The 18,957-nt window shown below is 68.3% G+C and carries 19 protein-coding genes; 5 read left to right on the forward strand and 14 right to left on the reverse strand.

Annotated features, from left to right (window positions below):
* The first annotated feature begins 192 nt into the window (after window positions 1-192).
* The gene (gene kdgD / locus VL15_RS12470; protein WP_048245832.1) at window positions 193-1,107 is read left to right on the forward strand and encodes a 5-dehydro-4-deoxyglucarate dehydratase; all 915 of its coding nucleotides are present in this window, start codon (window positions 193-195) and stop codon (window positions 1,105-1,107) included.
* 135 nt (window positions 1,108-1,242) lie between these two features.
* On the opposite strand, the gene VL15_RS12475 is transcribed toward kdgD, so the two are convergent.
* Together VL15_RS12475 and VL15_RS12480 are read right to left on the reverse strand one after the other, a co-directional pair.
* A complete protein-coding gene (locus VL15_RS12475; RefSeq protein WP_048245834.1) occupies window positions 1,243-1,794 on the reverse strand; it encodes a hypothetical protein in 552 nt (183 codons plus the stop codon).
* A 194-nt stretch (window positions 1,795-1,988) separates the two neighbouring features.
* On the reverse strand, window positions 1,989-3,566 hold the full coding sequence (locus VL15_RS12480) for an aldehyde dehydrogenase (NADP(+)) (protein WP_048245835.1): 1,578 nt from the start codon (window positions 3,564-3,566) through the stop codon (window positions 1,989-1,991).
* A gap of 248 nt (window positions 3,567-3,814) precedes the next feature.
* Between VL15_RS12480 and VL15_RS12485 the strand changes: the two genes are divergently transcribed.
* Window positions 3,815-5,206, forward strand: coding sequence for an MFS transporter (locus VL15_RS12485; RefSeq protein WP_048245836.1), 1,392 nt, complete (start codon window positions 3,815-3,817; stop codon window positions 5,204-5,206).
* A 61-nt stretch (window positions 5,207-5,267) separates the two neighbouring features.
* Here VL15_RS12485 and VL15_RS12490 read toward each other — a convergent pair whose 3' ends face one another.
* Together VL15_RS12490 and VL15_RS12495 are read right to left on the reverse strand one after the other, a co-directional pair.
* Window positions 5,268-5,993, reverse strand: a complete 726-nt coding sequence (locus tag VL15_RS12490) for a site-2 protease family protein (protein WP_048245837.1) — start codon at window positions 5,991-5,993, stop codon at window positions 5,268-5,270.
* A complete protein-coding gene (locus tag VL15_RS12495) occupies window positions 5,990-6,943 on the reverse strand; it encodes a DUF2167 domain-containing protein (RefSeq protein WP_048245838.1) in 954 nt (317 codons plus the stop codon). Before VL15_RS12495 ends, VL15_RS12490 begins: the two co-directional genes overlap by 4 nt.
* 196 nt (window positions 6,944-7,139) lie before the next feature.
* Here VL15_RS12495 and VL15_RS12500 point away from each other — a divergent pair, with 196 nt between their 5' ends.
* Window positions 7,140-7,985, forward strand: a complete 846-nt coding sequence (locus VL15_RS12500) for a helix-turn-helix domain-containing protein (protein ID WP_048245839.1) — start codon at window positions 7,140-7,142, stop codon at window positions 7,983-7,985.
* 9 nt (window positions 7,986-7,994) lie between these two features.
* On the opposite strand, the gene VL15_RS12505 is transcribed toward VL15_RS12500, so the two are convergent.
* The gene (locus VL15_RS12505) at window positions 7,995-8,621 is read right to left on the reverse strand and encodes a LysE family translocator (protein ID WP_048245840.1); all 627 of its coding nucleotides are present in this window, start codon (window positions 8,619-8,621) and stop codon (window positions 7,995-7,997) included.
* Between the two features lie 167 nt (window positions 8,622-8,788).
* Here VL15_RS12505 and VL15_RS12510 point away from each other — a divergent pair, with 167 nt between their 5' ends.
* Window positions 8,789-9,253: an Lrp/AsnC family transcriptional regulator gene (locus VL15_RS12510; protein WP_048245841.1), complete on the forward strand. Its 465-nt coding sequence runs from the start codon at window positions 8,789-8,791 to the stop codon at window positions 9,251-9,253.
* Here the strand turns inward: VL15_RS12510 and VL15_RS12515 are convergent.
* Genes VL15_RS12515 through zigA form a run of 5 tightly spaced genes read right to left on the reverse strand, consistent with a single transcriptional unit; the run spans window position 9,250 to window position 13,952 of the window.
* Complete coding sequence (locus VL15_RS12515; protein WP_048245842.1) at window positions 9,250-10,629, reverse strand: dihydroorotase; 1,380 nt, start codon at window positions 10,627-10,629, stop codon at window positions 9,250-9,252. The genes VL15_RS12510 and VL15_RS12515 overlap by 4 nt on opposite strands.
* A 3-nt stretch (window positions 10,630-10,632) precedes the next feature.
* Window positions 10,633-11,193: a carbonate dehydratase gene (locus VL15_RS12520; protein WP_048245843.1), complete on the reverse strand. Its 561-nt coding sequence runs from the start codon at window positions 11,191-11,193 to the stop codon at window positions 10,633-10,635.
* Complete coding sequence (locus VL15_RS12525) at window positions 11,190-11,771, reverse strand: 6-pyruvoyl trahydropterin synthase family protein (protein WP_048245845.1); 582 nt, start codon at window positions 11,769-11,771, stop codon at window positions 11,190-11,192. The genes VL15_RS12520 and VL15_RS12525 overlap by 4 nt, the downstream gene beginning before the upstream one ends.
* The gene (gene folE2 / locus VL15_RS12530) at window positions 11,765-12,685 is read right to left on the reverse strand and encodes a GTP cyclohydrolase FolE2 (protein WP_048246210.1); all 921 of its coding nucleotides are present in this window, start codon (window positions 12,683-12,685) and stop codon (window positions 11,765-11,767) included. Before folE2 ends, VL15_RS12525 begins: the two co-directional genes overlap by 7 nt.
* A gap of 58 nt (window positions 12,686-12,743) precedes the next feature.
* A complete protein-coding gene (gene zigA, locus VL15_RS12535; RefSeq protein ID WP_196319578.1) occupies window positions 12,744-13,952 on the reverse strand; it encodes a zinc metallochaperone GTPase ZigA in 1,209 nt (402 codons plus the stop codon).
* A gap of 228 nt (window positions 13,953-14,180) precedes the next feature.
* Here zigA and VL15_RS12540 point away from each other — a divergent pair, with 228 nt between their 5' ends.
* On the forward strand, window positions 14,181-14,990 hold the full coding sequence (locus tag VL15_RS12540; protein WP_048245849.1) for a hypothetical protein: 810 nt from the start codon (window positions 14,181-14,183) through the stop codon (window positions 14,988-14,990).
* A gap of 16 nt (window positions 14,991-15,006) precedes the next feature.
* Here the strand turns inward: VL15_RS12540 and VL15_RS12545 are convergent, their stop codons facing one another.
* From VL15_RS12545 to VL15_RS12560, 4 genes are read right to left on the reverse strand one after another with little or no spacing between them, the layout of a single operon-like run.
* Window positions 15,007-16,218 (reverse strand): acyl-CoA dehydrogenase family protein, encoded by a 1,212-nt coding sequence (locus VL15_RS12545; protein ID WP_048245850.1) that lies wholly within the window; start codon window positions 16,216-16,218, stop codon window positions 15,007-15,009.
* Window positions 16,215-17,072 (reverse strand): hypothetical protein, encoded by an 858-nt coding sequence (locus VL15_RS12550; RefSeq protein ID WP_048245852.1) that lies wholly within the window; start codon window positions 17,070-17,072, stop codon window positions 16,215-16,217. Before VL15_RS12550 ends, VL15_RS12545 begins: the two co-directional genes overlap by 4 nt.
* 54 nt (window positions 17,073-17,126) lie before the next feature.
* Entirely contained in the window at window positions 17,127-17,783 is a 657-nt protein-coding gene (locus VL15_RS12555) for a methionine ABC transporter permease (protein WP_048023409.1), read from the reverse strand.
* Window positions 17,776-18,954, reverse strand: a complete 1,179-nt coding sequence (locus tag VL15_RS12560; protein ID WP_048245856.1) for a methionine ABC transporter ATP-binding protein — start codon at window positions 18,952-18,954, stop codon at window positions 17,776-17,778. The genes VL15_RS12555 and VL15_RS12560 overlap by 8 nt, the downstream gene beginning before the upstream one ends.
* Between the last annotated feature and the right edge of the window lie 3 nt (window positions 18,955-18,957).

The following is an 18,957-nucleotide window of genomic DNA, read 5'->3' on the forward strand; positions in this document are numbered from 1 at the left end:
CATACGACATTCGACGTCAACCGACGATGCTGCGTAAACCCTTATCCGGAAAGACCCTACTATCGAACGGCCAGCAAACCGCTTGCGTCACCCTTCCCCTTGTTGTACGATGACATACAACGACATCGCCAATGTGGCACGTATGCCGTTCCCGACGAACCCAGCACTCGCGCTAGACGGACGACCCCAACCATGACTTCACCGCAAGAACTCAAACAGATCATCTCCCACGGCCTGCTGTCGTTTCCGCTGACGGACTTCGACGCCGACGGCAGCTTCCGCCCGACCACTTATGCCGAGCGCCTGGAATGGCTGGCGCCGTATGGCGCGAGCGCGCTGTTCGCGGCCGGCGGCACCGGTGAATTCTTCTCGCTCACGCAGCGCGAGTATTCGGACGTGATCCGCGTCGCGACGGAAACCTGCAAGGGCAAGGTACCGATCCTGGCCGGCGCCGGCGGTGCGACGCGCGTCGCGATCGAATATGCGCAGGAAGCCGAGCGCCTCGGCGCGAGCGGCGTGCTGCTGATGCCGCACTACCTGACCGAAGCGAGCCAGGAAGGGATCGCCGACCACGTCGAGCAGGTGTGCCGCGCGCTGAAGATCGGCGTCGTGGTGTACAACCGCGCGAATTCGAAGCTGAACGCCGACATGCTCGAGCGCCTCGCCGACCGTTGCCCGAACCTGATCGGCTTCAAGGACGGCGTCGGCGAAATCGAGAGCATGGTCACGATCCGCCGCCGCCTCGGCGACCGGTTCGCGTACCTCGGCGGCCTGCCGACGGCGGAAGTCTACGCCGCCGCGTACAAGGCGCTCGGTGTGCCGGTGTACTCGTCGGCCGTGTTCAACTTCATCCCGAAGACGGCGATGGATTTCTACGAAGCGATCGCGAAGGACGACCACGCGACGGTCGGCCGCCTGATCGACGATTTCTTCCTGCCGTACCTGAAGATCCGCAATCGCCGCGCGGGTTACGCGGTCAGCATCGTGAAGGCCGGCGCGAAGCTCGTCGGCCATGACGCGGGCCCGGTGCGCGCGCCGCTCGTCGACCTCACCGAAGCCGAAGCGGCCGAGCTCGACGTGCTGATCAAGAAGATGGGCCCGCAGTAAGCGAGCGCGGCTGGCACGGCGCCTTCATCGGCGCCGTGCCAGCCGTGTTGCGTCGCGGCCGGCTCCCGCCTGCCGCGACCGTATGTTTCCTTTCCGCCCTGACGCACGCATCCGCCGCGAGGCATGCCGTCGCCGTCACATCTGCGCGATGATCCCGACGATCCGGTAGCGCACGTTCCCCAGCTTGACCCGCGTCGCCTCGATCTGGCCCTGCGCACCCGTACGGACGCGCGTATTCGATTCGCCGTCGAGGATCTGCCCGAGCACGTCGCGGTCGACGACCGCATCGAAGAACCGGCCGACCGTGATCGTCGCCGACTGCTTCGCGGTCGCGAGCTGGCTGTTCGCCTGCATCAGCGCTTCGGTGCGCAGGCTCGGGTCGCGTTCGTCGATGCTGCGCCGGTACTGGAGCGCGAACACCAGCGCCTCCATGTCCTGCCGGAAACGTCGGACGGCCTGCCCAAACATGAGCGAATGCGCATCGGCGCCCGTGACGAGCCGCCCCTGGTTGATCGTCACGTCGAATTCGCTGCCGCCCAGGTCGTGCTGAAACTCCAGCAATGCATTCGCGAGCACGCGCCCTTCGCTGTATTCGCCGATCTGGGTGCGGACGGATTTCGCGACGTCGCCGATCGCTTTCCACAATCCGGCCGCGAACAGGTGATCGCCACGCTTGTTGATGTTCATTGGAGGGTTCCCTCGTTGTCTTTTGTCGATCTCTCAGGTTCGCCCGCGGACCGCGTGGTCCGGAGCTTCGCTACTGTAGGAGAAATTCGGGGGACGTGGAAGGCACCATGAAAAAAGCGGAGGCGGCCAGCCGGCCGTCTCCGCTTTCGCATACTCGACGAGCGGCCCGGCGTTCGCCGCCGGGCCGCTGCCCGTTACTCGCCCTTCCCGTCGCGCAACCTCGGAATCGCGAGCGGATTACTTTCCTGCAGCCCTTCGGGCAGCAGGTCGTCCGGGAAATCCTGGTAGCACACGGGCCGCAGGAAACGGTCGATCGCCGTCGCGCCGACCGACGTGACGGCCGGGTTCGACGTCGCCGGGAACGGGCCGCCGTGCACCATCGCGTCGCAGACCTCGACGCCGGTCGGGTAACCGTTGACGAGCAGGCGCCCGGCCTTGCGTTCGAGGATCGGCAGCAGCCGGCGCGCGAGCGGCTTGTCGTCGGCATCCATCTGCAGCGTGGCCGTCAGCTGGCCTTCGAGCGCGTCGAGCACGCGCGCGACTTCGTCGAGATCGCGGCAGCGCACGATCAGCGACGCCGGCCCGAACACCTCGTGGCTGAACGCCGGCTCGGCCAGGAACGCCTGCGCGCCGACTTCGTACAGCGCGCCGCCCGCCTGGCATTCGGTCTGCGCGGCCTCGCCCGCGCCGATTTCGCGCACGCCCGGCAGTTCGGCCAGCTTGCCGCGGCCGTTGCGGTACGCATCGGCGATGCCGCGCGTGAGCATCACGCCGGCCGGCTTCTTCGCGAGCGCCTGTGCGGCGACGGCTTCGAAGCGGTCGAGATCGGGGCCGTCGATCGCGAGCACGAGGCCGGGGTTCGTACAGAACTGGCCGACGCCGAGCGTCAGCGAATCGACGAAGCCCGTCGCGATCGCGTCGCCGCGCGCGGCGAGTGCGGCCGGGAACAGCACGACCGGGTTGATGCTGCTCATTTCCGCGTAGACGGGAATCGGCTGCGGGCGCGCGTTCGCGAGTTGCACGAGCGCCATGCCGCCCTGCCGCGAACCGGTGAAGCCGACGGCCTGGACCGCCGGATGGCTGACCAGCGCCGCGCCGATCACACGGCCGGGGCCGACCAGCAGCGAGAACACGCCAGCCGGCATCCCGCATTTCGCCGCGGCGGCGCGGATCGCGCGGCCGACCAGCTCGGACGTGCCGAGGTGCGCCTCGTGCGCCTTCACGATCACCGGGCAGCCGGCCGCGAGCGCCGACGCGGTATCGCCGCCGGCCACCGAGAACGCGAGCGGGAAATTGCTTGCGCCGAACACGACGACGGGCCCGAGCCCGACCTTCTGCAGCCGCAGGTCCGCGCGCGGCAGCGGCGGGCGCGCGGGCTGCGCGGGGTCAATCGACGCGGCGAGGAAACGCCCGTCGCGCACGACGCGCGCGAACAGCCGGAGCTGGCCGACGGTACGGCCACGCTCGCCCTGCAGCCGCGCGACGGGCAGGCCCGTTTCGGCATGCGCACGCTCGATCAGCGCGTCGCCGAGCGCGACGATCTCGTCCGCGATCGCGTCGAGAAACGCCGCGCGGGCCGCGAGCGGCTGCGCGCGGTACGCATCGAACGCATCGCGTGCGAGTTCGCACGCGCGTTCGACGTCGGCCTGCGTCGCGACGCCGAACGCCGGCGCATCGATCGGCGCGCCCTTCGTCGGGTCGAACGCGCGCAAGGATCCGGCCGAGCCGGCCACCGCGTCGGCGCCGATCAGCATCTCTCCTGTCAGTTGCATGGGGTGTGCTCCGTGATTCGGGAATGGGTTGTTCATTGTAGCCCAACAGATACGATGTCTGCCGACATCATTTCACGAGTCGTACTACCTGCCGGACATCCGGCCGCGTGCCGGACATCCTTGTTTACCGGACCTTATCACGGAATTGATACCGATTCTTGTCACCATCCAAAGGGAAAACCCGAGGTTTCTGCATCCGGGCATTGCCCATAAACTTCGGCCCATGTCATACGACGACGTACATTAAAGTGCCTAATCAGACCACCCCTCGCGATCTACCGATCGATCTCGCGCGCACCGCGCGCCGGACCGCCGTGCGCTACTGGATCCTGGCGATGCTGTTCGTCGTCACGACGCTGAACTATGCGGATCGCGCGACGCTGTCGATCACGGGCACGCCGATCCGCAAAGCGTTCGGCATCGATCCGGTGACGATGGGCTACATCTTCTCGGCGTTCAGCTGGGCCTATGTGCTCGCGCAACTGCCGAGCGGCTGGCTGCTCGACCGCTTCGGCGCGCGGCGCGTGTATGCGGCGAGCATCTTCCTGTGGTCGGCGTTCACGTTGCTGCAGAGCACGATCGGCCTCGGCGGCAGCGCCGCGTTCGCGGTCGCCGCGCTGTTCGCGATGCGCTTCGCGGTCGGCATCGCCGAGGCACCCGCGTTCCCGGCCAATGCGAAAGTCGTCGCGAGCTGGTTCCCGACCGCCGAGCGCGGCACGGCGTCGGCGATCTTCAACGCCGCGCAGTATTTCGCGGCCGTGGTGTTCTCGCCGCTGATGGCGTGGCTCACGCATGCGTACGGCTGGCACCAGGTGTACCTGTGGCTCGGCCTCGCGGGCATCGCGCTTGCGTTCCTGTGGCTGCGCGTGATGAAGGATCCGGCCGACCATCCGGCCGTGAACCGCGCGGAACTCGACCATATCGAGCAAGGCGGCGGCCTCGTGCGTTCGACGGGCAGACCGGCCGGCGCGCGCGGCGCCGGCGCAGCGTCCGAAAGCAGCCGGGTCGCCGGCTGGTACTACGTGCGCCAGCTGCTGTCGAACCGGATGCTGATCGGCGTGTATCTCGGCCAGTACTGCGTGAACGTGCTCACGTATTTCTTCCTCACGTGGTTCCCGATCTATCTCGTGCAGGCGCGCGGAATGTCGCTGCTGAAGGCCGGCTTCATGACGTCGCTGCCCGCGATCTGCGGGTTCCTCGGCGGCGTGCTGGGCGGGATGCTGTCGGACGGGCTGATCCGCCGCGGCGTGTCGCTGACGCTCGCGCGCAAGATTCCGATCGTCGGCGGGATGGCGTTGTCGATGGTCATCATCGGCTGCAATTACGTCGACAGCGAAGCGCTCGTGATCGTGCTGATGGCCGTGTCGTTCTTCGGCAAGGGCATCGGGTCGCTCGGCTGGGCCGTGGTCGCGGACACCGCGCCGAAGGAAGCGATCGGACTGTCGGGCAGCCTGTTCAACATGTTCGGCAACACGGCCGGCATCGTCGCGCCGATCGCAATCGGCTACCTCGTCGGCGCGAGCGGCTCGTTCAACGGCGCGCTTGTGTTCGTCGGGCTGAACGCGCTCGTCACCGTGTTCAGCTATCTCGTGATCGTGAAGGACATCAAGCGCGTCGAGCTGCGACATCGCGACGCCTGAGCGTCGGCGAAACAGGCAGGAATACGACGGCGGCCGCGTAACAGCGGCCGCCGTTTTTGCGTCAGATCGAGGAATGCGCGACGCGCAGCATGTCGTGCACGCCGGACGTCATCAGCGCGAGGAACGCGAGCAGGCCGACGTAGCAGAGCGCATAGGTCGTCTTCGTTTCGACCGACGTCGCGTAGTACACGCGGTTCTCCGGCGCGTCGGGATCGTAGCGCCACGCGCGCTTCAACTGCGGCAGCGCGAGGATCGCCATCACGATCAGCAGCGGGCTCGGGCGATACACGAACAGCGCGATCAGCACGGGCACGCCCGCGAACCAGATGCGCGGCGACAGCACCGCGGTGATCCGCCCGCCGTCGAACGGCGACAGCGGAATCATGTTGAACAGATTGAGGAAGAAGCCCGTGTAAGACAGCGCGAGCAGCAGGTTGCTGTCGTAGTGGCGCGCGGCCGCGTAGCAGGCCAGCGCGCCGAGCGTGCCGACGAACGGCCCGGCGAGCCCGACATACGCCTCGGTTTCCGCGTCGTGCGGCATCTCCTTCAGCTGGATCCACGCGCCGACGAACGGGATGAACGTCGGCAGCCCGACGTCGAGCCCGCGCCGCTGCGCGGCCAGGTAGTGGCCGGCTTCGTGCACCAGCAGCAGCACGACAAAACCGGCCGCGAACCGCCAGCCATAGAACAGCGCGTAGACCGCGATCGACGCCAGCATGGTGCCCGCCGACACGAGCACCTTGCCGAGCTTGAGGCCGCCGAAGATCAGCAGCAACAGCTTCGTCATTCCTTGCGCTCCGTGCCAGTGACGTCGGACGCGTCGGCGACGACCGGCACCGCGACCGCCTTCGGCTTGCGCCCGAAGAAGCGCTTCAGCGCCGCGCCGCCGGCCAGCAGCGCCACCGCGCCGATCTTGAAGAACTTCACCGCGAACGCGCCGATCAGCGCGAGCAGCCCGAGCTTCTTCGCGCCGACGCCGACGATCAGCGCCGCGAGGCCGTACTCGGCGACGTGGTCGGTCGACTTGTTGAAATCGGCGTAGCGCTTGCCGTCATTGAAGCTGATGTTCGACAGCAGGTCGTCGGCCGACGCCTTGTACTTCGGCAGGTCGGCCAGCGTCGACGCCATCGTCAGCGACAGGTAACCGTCGCGGCCGAGCACGAGCGTCCGGTAGTTCACGCCGTCGTTCCCGGCGTTCGCGGGCGCGCCCTTGTCGCGGATGATCGCGGACCACACGAGCCGGTGCGTGGCCGCGTCGTACGCGGGCGCCTTCGCCCAGCCGACCACCTCGGTCTCGGGCAGGCCGCGCTCCTTGCGCCCCGGGTTGTCTTCCTCGGTGCCGGCCTGCAGGTTCTTCAGCAACTCGTCGGGCTTCCAGTCCTTCGCGTCGTCGTCACGGATATAGCCGCTCGGCTCGAACGACACGACCGAGATCCAGTCGGCATCGGGATCGTCGGGCAGCACGAGGCCGACCAGCTTCGATTCGTCGACCGAGTTGCCCATCGAACGCAGGTAGCGGCCGGCTTCGGCGGCCGGCACGAACGACTCGCCGGCCTTCAGCTTCAGCACGGCTTCGTGTTTCACGTCGATATCGGTCGGGCCGTTCACGACGGCCCCGTTGGCAGCCGCGGCGGCGGCCCTCATTTCCACCTGCGCAGCTTCGGTCTGCGCGTGGCCGGTGGTCGCGGCGAGTGCGAGCATCGCCACGCAGGCGAGCCGGACGGCATGTTTTTTCATTGTTGGATTCCCCTGAAATGCCTTGTCGTAAATATGCACGGCGTCGGCCCATGCGTTTTCAATCGCGGGTTCGGCGTCGTCTCTCAGTTGGCACGGGGGCTATGGTAACGCAGCGCCGCGACGCGCCCGGGGAACGGCGCGATGCTTACTTCGCAGGTAATGCCCAACGCGCGCGGGATTGCCTATCATCTGGGTCATGAACCCGACCGCCGCCCTCCATTCGCCGTCCCCGTCCGCCAGCCGCGCATCCGGCATCGGCCCGCTGCTGCGCACGTGGCGGCAACGCCGGCGCCTGAGCCAGATGGCGCTCGCGCTCGACGCGGAAGTGTCCGCGCGCCACCTGAGCTTCGTCGAATCGGGTCGTGCGCAACCGAGCCGCGACATGGTGCTGCATCTCGCGGAGCGTCTCGACGTGCCGCTGCGCGAACGCAATGCGCTGCTCGTCGCGGCCGGCTTCGCGCCGATGTTTCGCGAGCGGCCGTTCTCGGATCCGCAACTGGATGCGGCGCGCAATGCGGTCGAAGCCGTGCTGCGCGGCCACGAGCCCTACCCGGCGCTCGCCGTGGACCGTCACTGGACGCTGCTCGCCGCGAACCGGATGCTCGGCGCGCTGGTCGCGCAGGCCGATCCGTCGCTGCTGCAGCCGCCCGTCAACGTGCTGCGCCTGAGCCTGCACCCGGACGGCCTCGCGTCGCAAATCGTCAACTGGCATGAATGGCGCGCGCACATCCTGCATCGGCTGCAACGGCAGATCGATGCGAGCGGCGACCGCACGCTGCACGCGCTGCGCGACGAGCTTGCCGCGTATCCAGCGCCGGCCGGCCAGCCCGACGACACGCAGGCGCGCGCGGACTTCGCGGATATCGCCGTGCCGCTGCGGCTGCGCACCGCGGCCGGCGAGCTGACGTTCTTCAGCACGACGACGGTGTTCGGCACGCCGGTCGACGTGACGCTGTCGGAACTCGCGATCGAGGCGTTCTTTCCGGCGAATCCGGAGACGGTGGGCGCGATGCGGGCGCTGGCGGACGCGTTGCCGGCTTAACGGCCGCCATCAACGGCGCTCGAACGCCAGCTTGACGCCCAGCGCCAGCAGCACCACACCGCTAACGCGGTGCATGCGGGTCAGGATGCGCGGGTTGCGGCGGATCGATGCCGACAGCAAGCCGGCGAACAGCGCGACCGGCCCCTTGACGAGAAACGTCAGGCCGGCGAATGTCGCGCCCAGCACGAACAGCGACAGCATCGGATGCGCGGCGCCCGCGGGGACGAACTGCGGCAGGAACGCCAGATAGAAGAGCGCGACCTTCGGATTCGACATGTTGGACAGCGCACCTTGCGCGAACGTGCGCAGCCGCGATGCCGGCGCGCCGCGGCTGCTTGCGAGCGTCAGCTCGCCCGACGAACGCAGCAGCGTGATGCCGAGATACAGCAGGTACAGCGCGCCGACCACCTTCAGTGCGGTGAACAACCATTCGGATGCCTGAAGAAGCGCACCCAGCCCGAGCGTCGCGAGCATCGTGTGCACGAGCAGCCCGACGCTGACGCCCGCCGCGGTCACGAGGCCCGCGCGCGTGCCGCCGGACAGCGTGCGCGACATCACGAGCACCATGTCCTGGCCCGGCGTGACGATGATCAAAAGGGACGTGGCGATGAACGGCAGCCAGGATACGTGCAGCATCGGAGATCTCCTGAAGGGGATGGCCGGAACGGGAATCGCGCGTGTCGCACAGGCCGGCCGGTCGTCAGATTATCGGCGCGTTGCAGTGGAGATTGGATGCGTATTTGGCTATTTGAAATACCGAATTTAGCGCTATTCTCTAGCATCCGCATCGATGGTAGTGAAAAATGCCAACCAAACTGGACGCGATCGACCGGCGCATTCTGCGTGCGTTGCAACAGAACTCGAACCAGACGAACGCCGAACTCGCGCAACAGGCCGGGCTCTCGGCCACGCCCTGCCTGCGCCGCGTGCACCTGCTCGAAGAGCAGGGCGTGATCGACGCCTATGTCGCGCTGCTGAACCCCGCCGCCGTCGACCTGAGGTTCACGGCGTTCGTGCGCGTCACGCTGGAGCGCCAGGACAAGAAGACGGTCGAGCGCTTCGCACGCGAAATGGAGCAGGCGCCCGAAGTCCTCGAATGCCACCTGATGGCCGGTAGCTACGATTACCTGCTGCGCGTCATCGCGCGGGATCTCGACGACTATCAGCGCTTCCAGATGGAAACGCTCACGCAGATCGAAGGCGTACGCAACGTCGAAACCGAGATTCCGCTGAAGCGCATCAAACAGACGGTGCGCCTGCCGATCTAGGCATCCAGAAACGTGACTGGCTGCCCGGCCGGCTGTCCGCTCAACGCGCCGTCGCGCACGGCGACCTGTCCGCGCACGACCGTGTGCACGGGCCAGCCGGTGACCGCGCAGCCGTCGTAAGGTGTCCAGCCGCTCACGCTGGCGATCCATTCGTCGCGGATGATCCGGCGCGCGTGCAGGTCGACGATGCTGAAGTCGGCGTCGTAGCCGATCGCGATGCGCCCTTTCCCTTCGATGCCGAAGATGCGCGCCGGCCCGGCGCTGGTCAGGTCGACCAGCCGTTCGAGGCTCAGGCGGCCCGCCTGCACGTGATCGAGCATCAGCGGCAGCAGCGTCTGCACGCCGGTCATGCCGCTCGGCGACTGCGGATAGGGCCGGCGCTTTTCGTCACGCGTATGCGGCGCGTGATCGCTGCCGATCACGTCGACCACGCCGTCGCGGACGGCCTGCCACAGTGCATCCCGATGATGCCGCTCGCGCACCGGCGGATTCATCTGCGCGAACGTGCCGAGCCGCTCGTAGCAGTCGGGCGCGTGCAGGCTCAGGTGATGCGGCGTGACTTCGACCGTCACGCGCCGCCGGTGCCGCGCGAGCCACGCCATTTCGTCCGCGGTGGACACATGCAGCACATGCAGCACATGCAGCCGGCGGCCCGTCTCGGCGGCCAGCCCGACGATGCGCCGCGTCGCGGCCAGCGCGCTTTGCACGTCGCGCCAGTGCGGATGGTCGCGCACGTCGCCGCTCGCTTCCACGAGCGCCCTGCGTTCGCGCAGCCGCGCCTCGTCCTCCGCATGCACGGCCATGCGTCGCCGCCCGTTGCGCAGGATCCGGCGCAACACGGTTTCGTCGTCGGCCAGCAGATCGCCGAACGAACTGCCCATGAAGACCTTCACGCCCGCGCAGCCCGGCAGCCGTTCAAGCACCGGCAACCGCTCGGCGTTCGCGGCCGAGCCGCCGATGTAGAACGCGTAATCGCACCATGCCCGGCCGCGCGCGAGATCCAGCTTCGCCTGCAGATCCTGCGCGCCCAGCGTCAGCGGATGCGTATTGGGCATCTCGAAGATCGTCGTGACGCCGCCGAGCACCGCGCCGCGCGTACCGGCCTCGATGGTTTCCTTGTGCGTCAGGCCCGGTTCGCGGAAATGCACCTGACTGTCGACGACGCCCGGCAGCACATGCAGCCCGCCGGCGTCGAGCAAGACATCGGCGCTCCAGGTGCCGTGCAACGCGCCCAACGCGACGACACGGCCATCCGCGCACGCGACGTCGATCCGCTCGGCGCCGTTGGGCGTCATCACCGTGCCGCCGTGCACGAGCAGGTCGACGTGGCGGCGCTTCGGCCCGTCGCTCCGTTCAGGTCGGATGGGTTCGCCCATGATTCAGAACTCGTTCTGGATGTGCTTGTAGCCCAGCACCAGCGCATTGTTCGTGCGCGCGACGTCCTCGGAGAAGTCGCTCGCGTCGGCCGTCACCTGCGGCAACGCGGCAAGATCGGTTTCCGGCCCGATGCGTTCGGTCGAGCGCACGTAGAAACCCGGCGGCAGGTGGCAGCCGTCGACGACCGCGTTGTAGCGCACCACGCAGCCGTCGTCGATGGTGCAGTTGAACAGCACGCTGTTGAACCCGACGAACACGCCGTCGCCGACCTGGCACGGCCCGTGGACGATCGCGCGATGTGCGATCGACGTGTGCCGGCCGATGGTGACGCTCGCGCCCGACTTCGAATGAATCACCACGCCGTCCTGGATGTTCGAATGCGCGCCGATCACGATGGGGGCAATCCGGCCGTCCGCGTCCGTTTCGTCGGCGCGGATCACCGCGTACGGGCCGATGAACACGTTCTCCTCGACGATCACGAGCCCGCACAGGATGGCGGTCGGATCGACGAACGCGCTCGGGTGAATCTGCGGCAAGTCGCCGCGCGGGTTCTTTCTGATCATGAGGATTCCTGCTGAGAAAGGAGAGGGTTGCGCTTGAGCCGCTCGAACAGGCCCGGATCGCGCCACTGAGCGGCGACGGCCGGCGCGAACACGATGTCATCCAGGTCGATGCAGCCCATGCGCGGATTGAACGCATCGTCGCGAAAACACTGCGCGTAACCGGTCTCGGTCTCGTGCACGACGACCGAATGCAGCCGCACGTCGGCCTCGCCGTTCGACATGCCGGTGCGAGACAGCACCGCATCGACGAGACGAAACAACACACGCGAGAACTGCTCGGCGCTCGGCGAAACGGGCAGCAGCACCCAGCGCTCCGAGTGGCGGCGCATGCTGTCGAGATAACCCGGATCGTCGCCGGACCAGAGCGTCACCGCATGGTCGAACGCGTCGATCAGGTCGCGCACGTCGCCCTTGAGCAGCCCGAAGTCGTAGATCATCTGCCCGTGGTCCAGTGCATGCGCTTCGAGCACCAGCTCGACGCGGTACGAATGGCCGTGGATCGAATGCGAGCAGCGCCGCGTGCTGCAGCCGCGCACGACGTGTGCATTCTCGAAGCGGAACAGCTTGCGGATCAGCATGCGTCGACGCCTTCGCGAACCGGTGCGGCCCAGGCCACCGCATCGTGCGGATGCAGGCTTTCCAGATGGCGTACGCGAACGCGCGGGTTCGCATGGCGGTCGTCCAGCGCGGCCTGAACGCGGCGCGCGGCATCCTCGACGAACATCAGGTTCCCGCCGTTCAGCACCGCGAACGCCTGCTCGTCCGCACGCTTGACGGCCGTCTGCACCGGCGTGCCGAGCGCGTGCTCGATACGATCGATCAGGTCGATCAGCTCGAGTGTCGCGGCGTCGACGGGCAGCCCCACGCTCACGACGGCTTCGCTGCGCTGGCTGTGCGGCGTGGCCGCCGTCGCATGCCGCTGCAACCACGCGGCGACCGCGGCCGGCGCCACGCGATCCTCGCGGCCGAACGCCGCCAGGAACGCCTGCTCGACCCAGTGCCGCGACAGCGCGGCCGAACACGGGCACGTCGACGAATAAGCAACCGTCACCTGCGCGCGCAGGTCGAACGCGTCGCCGGTGAGCACCGCGTCGACCCGAACCGGATAGGACTTCCACCCAGCCAGCCCTTCGGTGACGAGCGCCGCGCGGCGCGCCAGCAGGTCGAAACGCAGTCGCACCCGTGCGCTGCGCGACGCGCAGTCGCGATGGCTGTCGACCATCGCGCTCAGCATGCGCCGCAAACCGTCGGGCGACAGCGCCGCGCCGTCGCCGAGCGCGTCGAGCAGCCCGTACAGCCGCGACATGTGGATGCCCTTCACATGCGGCGCGGGCAAATCGACCTGCACGTCGGCGCGCGCATGCACGTCGCGCCGGCAGCCGGGCTCGGCGACGGCAACGGGCAGGTCGATGCCCTGCATGCCGACCCACTCGAGCGAGCGGCGGCCCGGCGCGGCATCGGTCAGGGAAATATCGGGAAGGGCTGCATTCATGCTCGAGATCCGGTGGAGCGCCTTCTCCATCCGGATCGATGCAGGAAGCGCGTTCAGGTCAGGGCCAGTCGTGAAACGGGTTGTCCCACGTGGTCCAGTGTTCGGGGCCGGTGGCCATCTCGGTATCAGTCAGCAGGCACGCGTCGAAACGCGCGCGCAGCGCGGCCTCGTCCATGTCCATGCCGATCAGCACGAGTTCCTGGCGCGCGTCGCCGACGCGCTCGTCCCAGCGCGCGCGGATCTGCGCGACGGCTTCCGGGTCCTGCGGCCAGCGCTCGGGCGGCACGGCCGCCCACCAGTGGCCGGCCGGCCCGTGCCGCGCGACCGCGCCGGCCTGCGACCACGAACCGGCGACGGTCGGATGGGTGGCCAGCCAGAAGAACCCCTTCGAGCGGACGACGCCCGGCCATTCGCTTTCGACGAGATCGAAGAAGCGCCGCGGATGGAACGGTCGCCGCGCGCGGTAGACGAAGCTGCGGATTCCGTATTCGTCGGTCTCCGGCGTGTGCGTGCCGCGCATCTCCTGCAGCCAGCCCGGCGCACGCGAGGCCGCGTCGAAGTCGAACAATCCCGTGTCGAGCACGCGTTCGAGCGGCACCTTGCCGAATTCGGCGATCTCGATCCGCGCACGCGGGTTCAGCCCGCGCAGCAGCGCGACCAGCCGCTCGCGCGCGCCGCCGTCGATCAGGTCGATCTTGTTGATCACGATCACGTCGCAGAACTCGATCTGCTCGATCAGCAGATCGACGACCGTGCGCGCATCCTCGTCGCCCATCGATTCGCCGCGCGACTGCAGGCTGTCGCGCGACGCGTAGTCGCGCAGGAAGTTGAACGCGTCGACCACCGTCACCATCGTGTCGAGCCGCGCGACTTCGCCGAGACTGCGGCCGTCCTCGCCTTCGAACGTGAACGTCTCGGCCACCGGCAGCGGCTCCGAGATGCCGGTCGATTCGATCACGAGCTGGTCGAACCGCCCTTCGCGCGCGAGCCGGTCGACCTCGATCAGCAGATCCTCACGCAGCGTGCAGCAGATGCAGCCGTTGCTCATCTCGACCAGCTTCTCGTCGGTGCGCGACAGCCCCGCGCCGCCGTCGCGGACGAGCGCGGCATCGATATTGACCTCGGACATGTCGTTGACGATGACCGCGACGCGCCGGCCCTCGCGATTGTTGAGGATGTGGTTGAGCAGCGTCGTCTTGCCGGCGCCGAGGAAGCCGGACAGGACGGTCACGGGAAGCCGCGTGGACGGATGGAGTGCGGTGCTCATCGGGCGATTCCGGTAAAGGACGTTGAGGATCGAATGATATATTGTATCGCAACGATATAACATATCATTTTCAGCGTCCAGCACGCGTGGTCGTGCGGCAGCGCTTCACGCCGTCACCCATGCACCGGTTCGGCGGAATGCGGCGGCAGCGGCACCGCACATGTCATGCCAGTTGAAAGCTGTGCTTGATAAGCTGGCCGGCGAGACCGTTGGCCACCCACAACCACCATGAAAAAGAAATCACTTGCCGCGTTGTCACTCTGTGTCGCGCTGCCCGGCGTCGCGCTCGCCCAATCGATCGCGGCCCCGGCGCTGAAGCCCGGCGATACCTGGACCTACATCAACACCGTCGAAATCGGCCCGAACGGCTGGCGCCAGACGCGCGACGAGATTTCCGTGCAGCGCACGACACCCGGACACATCTACATCGAAACCCGGCAGAGCGGCGCGACGCAGGCGCCCCGTGAATTGATCGTCGATGCGGACTGGAGCCGTGCGCGCAGCGTCAACGGCACGGAAACCGTGGTGAACCGCCCGTTCGCGTTTCCGCTGACGATCGGCAAGACCTGGGCGCTCGCTTACACCGAGTCGCACCCGAATCCGCAGCATGCGTCGGAAGCGTACGACACGCACTACAAGGTCGTCGGCTCCGACACGATCACGGTGCAGGGCGGCAAGTTCGATGCGATCAAGATCGAGGCCGAAGGCACATGGAAGGCACAGGGCGCGCCGGGGCAGTCGATCACGTCCGGCGTGTCCCGCAACGCGAACGGTTCGACGATCCTGATGCAAAGCCACAACAACGGCACCGCGGAACAGACCGGCAAGACCTACAAGGCGTTCTGGTACGTACCGGCGGTCGGACGCTGGGTGAAGTCGGTCGAGGAGTACTACGACACGAACGGCGTGCGGACCGCGCGCTATACGAACGAACTGGTGTCGTACCGGCGCGCGGGAACGGAAGGTAGTTCGCCGCTGGCCGGCCAGCCCGCGCCCGCACCGGTGCCGCCGGAAGGCGCGCCTCCCGGCGATCAATGACCCGGCGCGCGCCTGCTTACGTATAAAGCGACGCCTGCGGCAATTCCCCCGTCAGCGCGAACCGGCCCACGTCGCGCAGCCGGTAGTCGAGCGGATCGTGCAGCGTATGCGTGCGCGCGTTCCGCCAGAAGCGGTCGAGGCCGAGCGACGCGGCCGTCGCGCGTGCACCGCATGCGTCGAACAGCGCCTCGCCGTTCTCGAGCGCCGCGCGCTGCGCGACGATCTTCGCGTCCGATACCGCCAGCGCCGCCTCGGCGCGCTCGTCCGTCGTCAGCGCATCGCGCCGCACCCACGCGCGCTGCAGCGCGTCGGCCGCACGATCGGCGAGCGCCGCCGCAGCCAGCGCCCGCACGCGCATGTCGCCGAAGCGCTGCAGCGTGTACGGATCGTCGGCAGCCTGCGCGACGTCCGAGTGAATCCACGGGCGGCCATGCTTCAGCACGTAGTCGCGCGCGTCGGCCAGCGCGCCTTCCGCGAGCCCGACGAACAGGTTCGTCAGCACGAGCTGCGACACGAGCGTGCGCAGCGTCGCGCGCGGTGACGGCGGCGACTCGGAACGGTGCAGCACCTCGTCCGGCGCGAGCGTCACGCCGTCGAAGCGCACGCTGCCGCTGTCGGTCTGGCGCTGGCCGATCGGATCCCAGTCGTCGTTGACCGTGATGCCCTCGCGGTCGGTCGGTACCACGCCGAACACGGTGCGGCCGGTTTCCGGATCGTGCGCGGACACCGTCATCCGCTGCGAGCCGCGCGTGCCCGAACAGAAGCCCTTCACGCCGTCGAGCCGGTAGCCGCCGTCCGGCGTCGCGGCGGCCACGAGCCGCGTGTCGAGCGGATTGACCGCATTGCCCCACCACCAGCGCTGCTCGACCGTGCCGCGCAGATAGCGTTCGCGCTGCGCGGCGCTGCCCCACACGTCGACGCTGACCACCTGCAGGCACTGGAACCCGACGAGATGCGCGAGCGCGCTGTCGACGCGCGCGATCTGCCGGATCGCGTCGTAGATCGCGGGCCACGCGGCTTCCTGCCCGCCGAACGCACGCGGCACCGCGAGCGTCAGCAGGCCTGCATCGGCGAGCCACTGCTTTTCCTGCGCCGCGTGACCGCCCGTGCGGTCGCGTGCGGCGGCAGTCGCGCGCAGCGCATCGATCGCGCTCGCCAGCGCGTCGCGGTCGAAGGCGGGCACATCGGTATCCGGCGCGAAGGTCGCCGGGCCGCTCGGATCGTTCATGCGACGGCTTCCTGCGGTGCGGCTTCCCGCACAACCGCTTCGCCCGACAGCGGCACCAGTGCGCCGAGCTTGCGGCCGGTCAGCCGCGACAGGATCTCGCGCCGCCAGTCGTCATAGATCGCGCGATATTCGGCGATGTCCGCGCCGAACACGTGCGCGGTGTGCGCGTACTCGTCGTGCAGATAACCGTCGAGCCGCGCCTGAGTTTCCTCGTCGGCCGCGATCACACGATCGATCAGCGCATCGCGCTCCGCGGCCGGCAGCGTCGCGAGCCGCTCGAACCACCACTGGACGATCTGCACGCGATGCCACTCCTCGTCCGGCCGGATCCGGTTCTCGCCGTGTTCGCGCATCGCGCCGTCGCCGATGCGGCCGGTCTTGCGCTGGATCCACAGCTTCGCGAGGATGTGCAGCTCGTAATGCCATTCGAACGCGAGAAAACCCGCGACGTCGCGCACCGCGATGTCGCCGATGCGCGCCCAGTGCGCGGCGACGAGCCGGTCGACTTCCGGCAGCGGATCGCGCCCGGTCAGTTCGGTCACGCGCTCTCGTCCGATCACCGCGTGCGCGCCGTCGTCGCCGAGCTGGCGCGACAGGATCAGCTGGAAATGCGGATCGTCGCGGAACAGCGTGTCGATCGCCTTCGCGACGACCTGCACGATGAACAGGTCGTGCGACGCCATCTTCGTGTAGTAGTCGGCGACGGCGGCCCGTTCGTCCGCGTTGCGCGGCTCGCGCGGCGGCGTGGCCAGTTTGTCGGGGAAGCCGGGACGATGGCGTCGCGCCACGTCGAGAAACAGCGCTTCCTCGAATTGTCCGTTCCATTCGCGCGGCGCGCCGATGGGCAAGGTCATGGGTAGGGTTCTCTCAGGATCATGAATGAAACGAGCGCGTGCTTGTGGCACGGCTCAGGTGCGCCGGGTCACATGTCGGACCAGGCGGTCGCCCGTGATTTGCACGGCCGAGACGAGCGCGATCAGGATCACGATCACGGTCGCCATGACGGTAGTGTCGAAACGCTGGTAGCCGTAGCGGATCGCGAGATCGCCGAGCCCGCCCGCACCGACGGCGCCCGCCATCGCGGTCGAGCCGATCAGCGCGACGACGGTGATCGTGAAGCCGCCGAGCATGCCGGGCAGCGCCTCCGGCAGCAGCACGTGCCACACGATGTGGCGGCGCTTCGCGCCCATCGCGAGCGCGGCCTCGATCAGCCCGCGATCGACTTCGCGCAGGCTCACTTCGGCGATCCGCGCGAAGAACGGGATCGCGGCAATCGACAGCGGCACGACGGCCGCCCATACGCCGATCGTCGTGCCGATCAGCACGCGCGTGAACGGCAGCAGCGCGACGAGCAGGATGATGAACGGCGTCGAGCGGAACACGTTGACGAGCGCGCCGAGCACCGCGTTCACGCCGCGCCGCGCGTAGATGCCGCCGGGCGCGGTCGTCACGAGGATCACCGCGAGCGGAATGCCGATCAGCGCTGCGATGACGGCCGACGCGGCGACCATCGACAGCGTGTCGCGGATCGCGTCGAGCAGTTCGGGCCACCAGAGCTCAAACATAACCGAGCACCTCCGCGTGATTCGCGTGACGGCGCGCACGTTCGAGCAGCGCGGCGACCGGGCCGCCGCGTGTCGACGACTGGCCGGCTTCATCGGCGCGCGGCGACGCCGCGATCACGAGCCGCCCCTGCGCATGCCCCTGGATGCGCTCGATCCCGCCGTGCAGGAACCGCACGGAGCCGCCGAGCGCCGCCGCGAGCGCACCGACGTCAGGCTCGCCGCCGCTCTCGCCCGTATATCGGACGTCGAGCACGACCTGCGCGCCGTCGGGCAGCGCGGCCTGCTCGGGCAGCGGCTGCACGCGCGCGGCCAGTTCGGCCGGCAAATCGTGCACGAGCGTGCTGAGCAACGCGCGCGTCGCGCCGTGGCGCGGATCGCCGAACACGCGCCACACGGGGCCCGTTTCGACGACTTCGCCCTGTTCGATCACCGCGACCGTGTCGCATACCGCGCGGATCACCTCCATCTCGTGCGTGATCAGCACGATCGTCAGCCCGAGGCGGCGGTTGATGTCGGCGAGCAGCGCGAGAATCGACTGCGTCGTCTCGGGATCGAGCGCCGACGTCGCCTCGTCGCACAGCAGCACCTCGGGATCGTGCACGAGCGCGCGGGCAATGCCGACGCGCTGCTTCTGGCCGCCCGACAGGCTCGCCGGATACGCGTCGCGCTTCGCGGCGAGCCCGACGAGGTCGAGCAACGCCTCGACCTTGCGCACGCGCTCGGCCTTCGGCACGCCGGCGATCTTCAGCGGCAGCGCGACGTTCTCGAACACCGTCTTTGCCGACAGCAGGTTGAAATGCTGGAACACCATGCCGGTGCGGCGCCGCAGCGCAACGAGCCCGTCCTCGTCGAGCGCGCCGACGTCGACGCCCTGCACGCGCACGCGGCCCGAGCTCGGCCGTTCGAGCCCGTTCACGAGCCGCAGCAGCGTCGACTTTCCGGCCCCGCTGCGGCCGATGATCCCGAATACCTCGCCGCGCCGCACGTCGAGCGTCACGTCGCGCAGCGCGGCGGCGTGGCCGCGCGGCGTCGCGAACACCTTACCGACCTGCTCGAGCGACACGGCTGCTGCGCCGGCCGGCACGGCCGCCGCTTCATGCGCCGTTGCAACGGCGCCGGCCCGCGCGACCGATGCGTCAATGAAACCCAGCGTATCGAACAATTGCGTCATCGC

This window comes from Burkholderia cepacia (assembly GCF_001039005.1).
In the GTDB taxonomy this organism is placed as follows: Bacteria; Pseudomonadota; Gammaproteobacteria; order Burkholderiales; family Burkholderiaceae; genus Burkholderia; species Burkholderia theae.

Coding starts and splice junctions, on each gene's coding strand:
- zigA (WP_196319578.1), bottom strand. CDS start 13,952: ATGAGCACCGCACTCCATCCGTCCACGCGGCTTCCCGTGACCGTCCTG.
- VL15_RS12540 (WP_048245849.1), top strand. CDS start 14,181: ATGAAAAAGAAATCACTTGCCGCGTTGTCACTCTGTGTCGCGCTGCCC.
- VL15_RS12480 (WP_048245835.1), bottom strand. CDS start 3,566: ATGCAACTGACAGGAGAGATGCTGATCGGCGCCGACGCGGTGGCCGGC.
- VL15_RS12555 (WP_048023409.1), bottom strand. CDS start 17,783: ATGTTTGAGCTCTGGTGGCCCGAACTGCTCGACGCGATCCGCGACACG.
- VL15_RS12560 (WP_048245856.1), bottom strand. CDS start 18,954: ATGACGCAATTGTTCGATACGCTGGGTTTCATTGACGCATCGGTCGCG.
- folE2 (WP_048246210.1), bottom strand. CDS start 12,685: ATGAATGCAGCCCTTCCCGATATTTCCCTGACCGATGCCGCGCCGGGC.
- VL15_RS12495 (WP_048245838.1), bottom strand. CDS start 6,943: ATGAAAAAACATGCCGTCCGGCTCGCCTGCGTGGCGATGCTCGCACTC.
- VL15_RS12545 (WP_048245850.1), bottom strand. CDS start 16,218: ATGAACGATCCGAGCGGCCCGGCGACCTTCGCGCCGGATACCGATGTG.
- VL15_RS12550 (WP_048245852.1), bottom strand. CDS start 17,072: ATGACCTTGCCCATCGGCGCGCCGCGCGAATGGAACGGACAATTCGAG.
- VL15_RS12520 (WP_048245843.1), bottom strand. CDS start 11,193: ATGATCAGAAAGAACCCGCGCGGCGACTTGCCGCAGATTCACCCGAGC.
- VL15_RS12490 (WP_048245837.1), bottom strand. CDS start 5,993: ATGACGAAGCTGTTGCTGCTGATCTTCGGCGGCCTCAAGCTCGGCAAG.
- VL15_RS12510 (WP_048245841.1), top strand. CDS start 8,789: ATGCCAACCAAACTGGACGCGATCGACCGGCGCATTCTGCGTGCGTTG.
- kdgD (WP_048245832.1), top strand. CDS start 193: ATGACTTCACCGCAAGAACTCAAACAGATCATCTCCCACGGCCTGCTG.
- VL15_RS12475 (WP_048245834.1), bottom strand. CDS start 1,794: ATGAACATCAACAAGCGTGGCGATCACCTGTTCGCGGCCGGATTGTGG.
- VL15_RS12500 (WP_048245839.1), top strand. CDS start 7,140: ATGAACCCGACCGCCGCCCTCCATTCGCCGTCCCCGTCCGCCAGCCGC.
- VL15_RS12525 (WP_048245845.1), bottom strand. CDS start 11,771: ATGCTGATCCGCAAGCTGTTCCGCTTCGAGAATGCACACGTCGTGCGC.
- VL15_RS12505 (WP_048245840.1), bottom strand. CDS start 8,621: ATGCTGCACGTATCCTGGCTGCCGTTCATCGCCACGTCCCTTTTGATC.
- VL15_RS12515 (WP_048245842.1), bottom strand. CDS start 10,629: ATGGGCGAACCCATCCGACCTGAACGGAGCGACGGGCCGAAGCGCCGC.